Origin of the sequence: Moorena sp. SIO3H5 (genome assembly GCF_010692395.1) — a bacterium.
Taxonomy (GTDB): Bacteria; Cyanobacteriota; Cyanobacteriia; order Cyanobacteriales; family Coleofasciculaceae; genus Moorena.
This window is the reverse complement of the sequence record NZ_JAAHHS010000354.1, coordinates 1-7936: the sequence shown is the minus strand read 5'-3', so window position 1 is coordinate 7936 and position 7936 is coordinate 1. Positions and strand designations below refer to the sequence as shown.

Genomic DNA, 7936 nt, shown 5'->3' with positions numbered 1-7936 from the left:
TGTACGTTACGCTTCGCGCTTGACACCCTACAGAATCTGATCAAGCTAAACTAGAAAAAACCTGCAAATTATCAAGCAATTATGCTCAAAACCTCAGCCTTTCAGCAAGCGATTGAAACCGTTGAAAAATTGTCCTTAGAAGAGCAAGAGATATTACTCGGTACTCTTCTCAAAAGATTCCATCTACAACGGAGAGGAATACTAGTGCAAGAAATTCAAGAAATTCGCCAAGAATTAGCCGAAGGAAAAGTGAAATTTGGCTCAGTTGATCAATTTCTAGAAGAACTTGATCAACTATGAAAATTGCTTGGACACCCCAATCACTACGAGCTTTAAAGCGAGTAATTCGTAAAAGACCAGATTTTAGACCGCTAATTGAGAAAACGCTGCGTCAGTTAGCAGAAGACCCCTTTCATTCTAGCTTACACACTCACAAACTTAAAGGCGATTTATCCAATATCTGGTCATGTTCAATTGACTACAGCTACCGTATTTTATTTGAATTTATCGAAAATCCTGAAGATTCTGAAGAAGCTATTTTGTTGCTTAATTTAGGTTCTCATGATGAAGTCTATTAGTTAGATAGCACCTCTTGTAGTGTGATAGCCGTTGGTAGTGCGCCCCTACTCCAGGATTCGCGCTACCCCTTGGTTTTGCTGCTCCCTGCTCCCTGCTCCCTGTTCCCTGTTCCCTGCTCCCTGTTCCCTGTTCCCTGTTCCCTGTTCCCTGTTCCCTGCTCCCTGCTCCCTGCTCCCTGCTCCCTGTTCCCTTGTTATAATCCATGATTAACCAAACTGAGGCTTTCCCTCCCAACCCCCAATTTCAGCAACTCTTTTTGCTGTTACAGCGCTTAGACGGACTGCTAGAACAAGCTTTAGCCGCTGCCCAAGTTACCTATGGTCCAATGGCTGCAACTAATCCCTATCGAGGGATGCAAGTAGACCAGGAAGAAGTGGAACAGTTGCTGACTCGGCCACCAGGAACACCAGTATTGCAGGTAGATACAGAAACATCACAGGAGTTACCCTCTGATGCTATCCTGGAAGGCTATTCACTAGCATGGCTGCAAAAAACCTTTGCCCTCTCTGCCTTCGATGTTGATATTATTGCGATCGCACTCGCCCCGGAACTAGACCGGCGTTATGAACGAATATACACCTATCTCCAAGACGATATCCGGTGTAAACGAGCCACTGTGGATCTCGTCCTGAATCTGCTCTGTCCGACTGGGGAAGCGAAACTGGCGCGCCGTAGTCACTTTACCCCGGAAGCTCCTCTCCTACGTCATGGTCTACTACACCTGGTCTCGGACCCTAATCAGCTCCAGCCTACTCTGCTGGCTCACAATCTTAAACTGGATGGGCTAGTCCTGGCTCTCCTTTTGGGAGAAACAGGATTAGATCAGCGACTACAACCCTTCTGTACGTTACTTGAGCCGACTATTTCCCTGGAAGAACTACCGTTAGCTCAAGAAGTAAAGCAGGCTTTATTAACACTAGTTATCGAAGATTGGCAAGCAAGCAAACCCCTGGCACTGTATTTTGAGGGTGCAGATACTAGTAGTAAACATTGTGCTGCCCAAGCTATTGCCAGGGCTGTGGAAGCACCATTGCTAACCGTAAATTTAACTCGGATTGTAGAAGCCAAAGCTGACTTGGAGCCAACCCTGAAACTCGCTTACCGTCAAGCCTGGTTTCAGAAAGCTTTAGTTTACCTAGAAGGACTAGAAACTCTACAACAAACTCTAGAACGTTCCGAGAATTCCAGTCAATATCTATCTCTGCTAAGAATCATAGCAGACCATCAAGGAATTACCATCCTCGCTGGTGAAAAATCCTGGAGACCAGAGAAAACTATCGCAATCGGAATAGTTACTATTCCTTTTCCCATTCCTGAGTTTACTGTTCGTCGGTCTTGCTGGCAAAATCAACTAACCGCAGCTGGTATTTCCCTAGACGAAGCAGAGCTAGATGCTTTATGCGATCGCTTCCGCCTCAATTCCGAGCAAATTACCGATGCCGTTATCGATGCCTGTAATCGAGCCCGTTGGCGCATTGCCCAAAACACTCCCCACACTCCACAATCCCTTCAAAAACCGACTTTGTCCGAACTATTTGCAGCAGCCCGTGCCCAATCTGGTCATGAACTAGGTTCATTGGCACGTCAGATTCAGCCTAAGTACAGCTGGGATGATATTGTCCTGCCAGTTAATCAAAAGGCTCAGTTGCAGGAAATTTGTAATCAAGCCAAATATCGACAACTAGTGTGGCAAGAGTGGGACTTCCAGAGCAAGCTTTCTTTGGGCAGAGGACTGAATGTGATGTTTTCTGGCCCACCAGGGACTGGTAAAACCATGGCAGCGGAAATTATTGCCCACGAATTAGAGCTTGACCTCTATAAGATTGACCTGTCCCAAGTGGTCAGTAAGTATATCGGCGAGACCGAAAAAAACCTCAATCGCATCTTTACAGCTGCTGCTAATGCCAACGCCATTCTCCTGTTTGATGAAGCAGATTCGCTTTTTGGCAAGCGCTCTGAAATTAGCAGCGCCCATGACCGCTACGCCAATATTGAGGTTGGCTATCTCCTGCAAAAGATGGAGGAGTACGAAGGAGTGGCGATTTTGACCACCAACCTCCGCACTAATATGGATGATGCTTTTGTCCGGCGATTACGTTTTATTATTGAGTTTCCTTTTCCTAATCTCAAAGACCGCCGCCGGATCTGGGAGCAAATCTGGCCTAGTGGTTTACCTCGCTCCGAGGAACTGGATTTAGATTTTATCGCCCGTCACTGCGAGATTGCTGGGGGCAATATTCGTAATATTGCTTTGGCTGCTGCTTTTATTGCAGCAGATGATGGTGGAATTGTCAAGATGAATCACCTGGTTCGTGCAGTCCGGCGAGAGTATCAGAAGATGGGAAAAGTGTTAATAGAGGGGGAATTCGGTCAGTATGCTGGGCTGATTTAATCAGATTTAATCATTTGTAATAACTCAAATAACTGTGCAAAAAAATCACTAAAATAATGTCATTTTTTTCAGGATGCCAGGCTTCTTTAATTATTTGTAATAACTCAAATAACTGTGCAAAAAAATCACTAAGCACTAATAAGTTGTTTGTATTTTTGTAAAAAAAAACCATTAAAGGAAAGTTTGCATCTTAAGGTGGGTACTTGGTAATGCTAAATTGCCGATTAACCTCAGCTAGTTTGCCGATGATTTGGCGACCTGCTCTAAGAGTGAGGAAATGGGATGATTCATGACCTGGATAAAACCTTGGAGGAATTGCTCAAGAGCGAACTCCCTCCTGGGATAATCTCGTCAGTTACCATTAGCTTTGCCACACCTGACAAGGATTTTAGTGTCAAGCCAGCGATTAATCTCTTTCTTTACGATGTGCGTGAGAATCTGGAGTTACGCAACACCACCTGGTCAACAGAACGCAGTAACGGTAGGGCCACCAAAAGGCGTAATCCAGTGCGAGTGGATTGCTCTTACCTAATCACCGCTTGGTCTGCTCTTACAGGTAATGGTCAAAGACCAGAGCAAGAAGAGCACCAATGGCTGGGGGAGGTAATGAAAGTGCTACTGCGTCATCGTATAATTCCAGCCGCTGTATTACAGGGAAGCCTCATGGGGATGGAACCTCCGATCAGGACAGTTAGTCTGAGTCAGAGCAACCTACAGAGTTTGGGTGAATTCTGGCAAGCAATGGGAGGAAAGCCCAGACCAGCATTGAACTACACCCTTACTATGGCTGTGGAAGTCGATGATCCGGTTGAGGCAGGAAGCTTAGTAACCGATATGAGGATTGGGTAATTAGGGAAAGGTAGGGAGCAGCGGATCTGGGAACAGCGATGCAGCGCCTTCATGCGGGGGTTTCCCCCATGAGCGACTGCATCAAGACGGGAACAGTCAGAAGAAGCAAGTTGACTAATATAGTTGACTAAGGGGGTGTTTTTCGTGTTAAATAAGATCAGGTTAGAGGCAATCCACCATCGGATCGCCATCGTTGGGCAGGTTAAAGATGCCCAAACTAAGCAGGTGATTCCGGGGGCAGTGGTCAAAATTGCCAATATGCCCGACAGCTTCAAAAGCAAATTAGATCTGCTAGCTGGCCTGTATGGAGATGACTGGGAAAAGAGGGTCAAGCGACCTGACCGCACTCGTACCAGAGTTGACGGCTATTTTTCCTTTCAGGATCTCCCTGATGGGCCATATACCTTGACGGCTTCCTTGCTAGGTACAGGTACTCGCTATAGTGCTGACCCAACCATCAAAACGATACCCCCTGGTTCTAATACAGAATCCGAGGATACCGAGGTTCAGGTGTCATCAGATCCAGAAACTGGTGCGGACACGATACCTACTGTTAATTTCTATTTCCAACCAACTGCTCTCAAGGGTAACGTCACCAACTCAGACGATGAAGCTGTTGTGATGGCCAAAGTTGAAATTGAAGGGAGTGGTGAGTATACCTTTACTGACAACAATGGAAACTATCTCCTGAGTAGTCTGGAAGCATCTAGGGATAAATTAAGTCCTCGCCAAGTTAAGGTTAACGTTGTTGCCCAAGGCTACCAGACACTAACTTCTGCACTTGTAGACTTGAACCAAGGAGCAGTGACCACTCACAATTTGGTAGTGGTAAAAATGTAGTGGTTTGGCAAAGGTTTTGTTAAGGTTTTAGTGGCTAAAATCACTACTTTTGTCCCACTTATAATTTTGATTTCATCAGAGTAAATGAAGTAAAAAGTATTTGGGGATTTCAATAGAAAAGTTAGAGAACTTTGCTGACATTCAGCCTTTGATTTAAGTGATTTGAATTTATTCTAAGGAGTCAAGACAATGCCAACCTATTTATCCCCTGGTGTATACGTGGAGGAAGTTTCCTCCGGCTCAGCCCCAATTGTAGGAGTGGGAACCAGCACAGCAGGTTTTATCGGTGTCGTACCAGACTCGATTGAGATTCCAGAAACCAACCCTGACTATGACCCCAGCCAGAACATTGATGCAACCAATAATCCAGCTCATATCACCACCTCTTTTTCTCCTCCTGAAGTCGGTGAAGTCAAGCTATGTACTAACTTTGGTGAGTTCAAGACGTTCTTTGGAGACTTCTCAACCGATTCAGGTCAGCGTCAGCTAGTTCACGCGGTCTATGGATTCTTTAACAACGGTGGTACTCGCTGCTATGTGGTGCGGGCAGCAGCAGAGAGTGAGATTACCGCTGACTTCCTAGAAAATACATTTGAGCCTATTGACGAAATTGCGATCGTTGCTGCCCCTGGCATTACCAACAGCAGTGTTGTCGATGCCATCATCACTCACTGTAAACAGAAGACCCAGGATCGCTTTGCTATCTTGGATAGTCAGGAAAATTTGGATGGTACTTGGAAGACCATGCAACCAGGGGATGGCAATGTCCCAGGCCGATCCGATTATGCTGCTTTTTACTTCCCCTGGATTCAAGTCTTCGATCCAGCCACGAATACACAGAATCCCAAAGGGGATGGTCTGCTCTATGTGCCGCCCAGTGGTCATGTCGCCGGTCTCTATGCCCGCGTCGATACACAACGAGGAGTCCACAAAGCCCCAGCGAATGAAACAATATTAGGAGCATTGGGTCTGAAGTATAACATCAGCAAAGCCCAGCAGGATGGACTTAACCCTCAAGGCATCAATTGCATCCGTAATCTAAATGGCAATATTCGAGTCTGGGGAGCACGTACCCTCGGTGGTGATGCCAATGGAGAATTTAAGTACATCAATGTCCGCCGCCTGTTCAATTATCTACGGGAATCTATTGACGAAGGTACTCAGTGGATGGTATTTGAACCCAATAATCCTGAACTTTGGGCGAAGATTACCCGCAATATTAATGCTTTCCTGACCAATGTCTGGAGTACAGGGGCTTTATTTGGGAATACACCAGAAGAAGCCTTTTACGTCAAGTGTGATGAAGAGACCAATCCCCCAGAAGTCAGAGATTTAGGTCAGGTGGTAACAGAAATTGGTGTAGCAGTGACCAAGCCAGCGGAATTTGTGATCTTCCGCCTTAGCCAGTGGTCAGGGTCTAGTGGCTCATAAGGGTAGGTTTTTTACTTTGACCTCAGGTGTGGGGTGTAGGGGGTGGGGTGTGGGGTGTGGGGGTACAGACAAGCGATGCATCGCTTTGCGTCAATTTTTGTCCACTGTTCCCAGATCCGCTGTTCCCTGTTCCCCACTTCTGCAAGAAGTCTATTAAAGTATGGTAACTTCCCAGCAACTGACACCGGGTGTCTATCGAGAGGAGATATTCCCTAAAGCAGCCCCTGGACTGTTCACAGGTGTCCCGGTATTCCTCGGGTTTGCCGAGACTGGACCAATTAACTCCCCGCAATCACTTACCCTCTGGTCTCAATTCACAGAAACCTTTGGTCAGCCTCTAGGTGACGGTTACCTAGGTTATGCTGTGCGTGGGTTCTTTGAAAATGGTGGCAGCTTCTGCTTGGTTGTGCGGCTAGAAGACACAGTTTCTATCACAGAAGCACTGGGAGGACCCGGAGATGATAGTGGGGGACTAGGAGCGATCGCATCCTTGAATGACATCGACTTGGTCTGTGTGCCAGATCTAATGCGAGGAAACCCTGACCAGGATGACGTATTGAGGATGCAGAATGTCATCTTAGAACACTGTGATCTCCTTGGGGATCGCTTTGCCATCTTAGATTCGCTCCCTCCAGTAGCAGTACAAGTCACTCAGTCTATAGAGAGGGTAACAGAGCAAAGGTCGAAACTGCGAGGCAAAAACGGTGGTTTGTATTATCCCTGGATTAAAGCTGAAAACGGTCCAAACTGGATGCCCCCCTGTGGTCACATTGCTGGAGTTTATGCCCGTAGCGACCAACAATTTGGGGTTCACAAAGCACCAGCCAACGAAACAATCGAAGCAATAGTGGATCTAAAGTTCAATCTGACCAATCGTGAGCAGGACATTCTCAATCCCCTTGGGGTTAATTGCCTGCGTGCCTTTCCCGGACGAGGTATTCGAGTTTGGGGAGCACGTACCCTCAGCAATGATGCCAATTGGATTTATATCAACGTCAAGCGGCTATTTCTGACAGTGGGCAGATGGCTGGAACTGAACCTGGCAGATTTGGCCTTTGAGCCAAACGATCTGAAGTTATGGGTACGGATTGAGCGAGAGTTGACCGCTTATTTTGAAGACTTACTGCAGCAAGGTGCCCTTAAAGGAGCAACAGAACAGGAAGCTTTCTACATTAAATGTGATGCTGAAACTAACCCACCGGAAGTGCGGGAAGCAGGGATGGTAGTCACAGAAATTGGTCTAGCACCTGCTATTCCTAGTGAGTTAATCACTGTCCGTATTATTCTCGGTGCTAGTGGTGTGAAAGTAGCAGAATAGATTGGCATGTAATTGAAAAATAAAGGAGGTTTCTCTGATGGTTTTTTCTAGAAAAGACCCCTACGCAGGTTATAACTTTAGAGTAGAAATAGACAGTATCATTCGTGCCGGTTTTAAAAGCTGCTCAGGACTAGAAACTAGTCAGGAAGCTGGTACTTATCGCGAGGGGACTGATACAAGCTTGGGAATGCGCAAGATTCCTGGTCTCCTGACATCCTCTAACATCACCCTCGGTCGTGGCATTACTGATGACAGGGAATTATGGGATTGGCGGAACAAGGTAGCCACTGCTCAAAGCCCTTCAGGATATCGCAAAAATATGTCCATTGTCCTTTTGGATGATGCAGGGAATGAAAAAATTCGCTGGAACTTGACTAACTGTTGGCCCACCAAATGGACAGGACCTACCCTTGATGCCACAACTGATGAATTTGCGATTGAAACCTTGGAAATTGCCCACGAAGGCATAACGGTAGAAAACGGTAAATGGAAGTAGAAAGTAGGGAGTAGGGTGTCGGGTGTCGGGA

9 protein-coding genes are annotated in these 7936 nt (G+C 46.4%); all 9 read left to right on the top strand.

Going from position 1 to position 7936, the window contains the following annotated elements:
• Positions 1 to 81: 81 nt before the first annotated feature.
• Positions 82 to 300 carry a hypothetical protein gene (locus tag F6K52_RS27950; protein ID WP_293086194.1) on the top strand — a complete coding sequence of 73 codons (219 nt, stop codon included), beginning with the start codon at positions 82 to 84 and terminating at the stop codon, positions 298 to 300.
• On the top strand, positions 297 to 578 hold the full coding sequence (locus F6K52_RS27945; RefSeq protein WP_293086192.1) for a type II toxin-antitoxin system mRNA interferase toxin, RelE/StbE family: 282 nt from the start codon (positions 297 to 299) through the stop codon (positions 576 to 578). Before F6K52_RS27950 ends, F6K52_RS27945 begins: the two co-directional genes overlap by 4 nt.
• 21 nt (positions 579 to 599) lie before the next feature.
• The gene (locus F6K52_RS27940; protein WP_293086189.1) at positions 600 to 785 is read left to right on the top strand and encodes a hypothetical protein; all 186 of its coding nucleotides are present in this window, start codon (positions 600 to 602) and stop codon (positions 783 to 785) included.
• A complete protein-coding gene (locus F6K52_RS27935; RefSeq protein ID WP_293086186.1) occupies positions 782 to 2971 on the top strand; it encodes an ATP-binding protein in 2190 nt (729 codons plus the stop codon). The genes F6K52_RS27940 and F6K52_RS27935 overlap by 4 nt, the downstream gene beginning before the upstream one ends.
• Positions 2972 to 3253: 282 nt before the next feature.
• Positions 3254 to 3820, top strand: coding sequence for a DUF4255 domain-containing protein (locus F6K52_RS27930; RefSeq protein ID WP_293086182.1), 567 nt, complete (start codon positions 3254 to 3256; stop codon positions 3818 to 3820).
• A 144-nt stretch (positions 3821 to 3964) separates the two neighbouring features.
• Positions 3965 to 4660, top strand: coding sequence for a carboxypeptidase-like regulatory domain-containing protein (locus F6K52_RS27925; protein WP_293086178.1), 696 nt, complete (start codon positions 3965 to 3967; stop codon positions 4658 to 4660).
• 189 nt (positions 4661 to 4849) lie between these two features.
• Positions 4850 to 6091, top strand: a complete 1242-nt coding sequence (locus F6K52_RS27920; RefSeq protein ID WP_293086173.1) for a phage tail sheath subtilisin-like domain-containing protein — start codon at positions 4850 to 4852, stop codon at positions 6089 to 6091.
• Positions 6092 to 6251: 160 nt separating this feature from the next.
• Complete coding sequence (locus tag F6K52_RS27915; protein WP_293086168.1) at positions 6252 to 7409, top strand: phage tail sheath subtilisin-like domain-containing protein; 1158 nt, start codon at positions 6252 to 6254, stop codon at positions 7407 to 7409.
• Positions 7410 to 7446: 37 nt separating this feature from the next.
• Positions 7447 to 7905, top strand: coding sequence for a phage tail protein (locus F6K52_RS27910; RefSeq protein WP_293086163.1), 459 nt, complete (start codon positions 7447 to 7449; stop codon positions 7903 to 7905).
• The last annotated feature ends 31 nt before the right edge of the window (positions 7906 to 7936 follow it).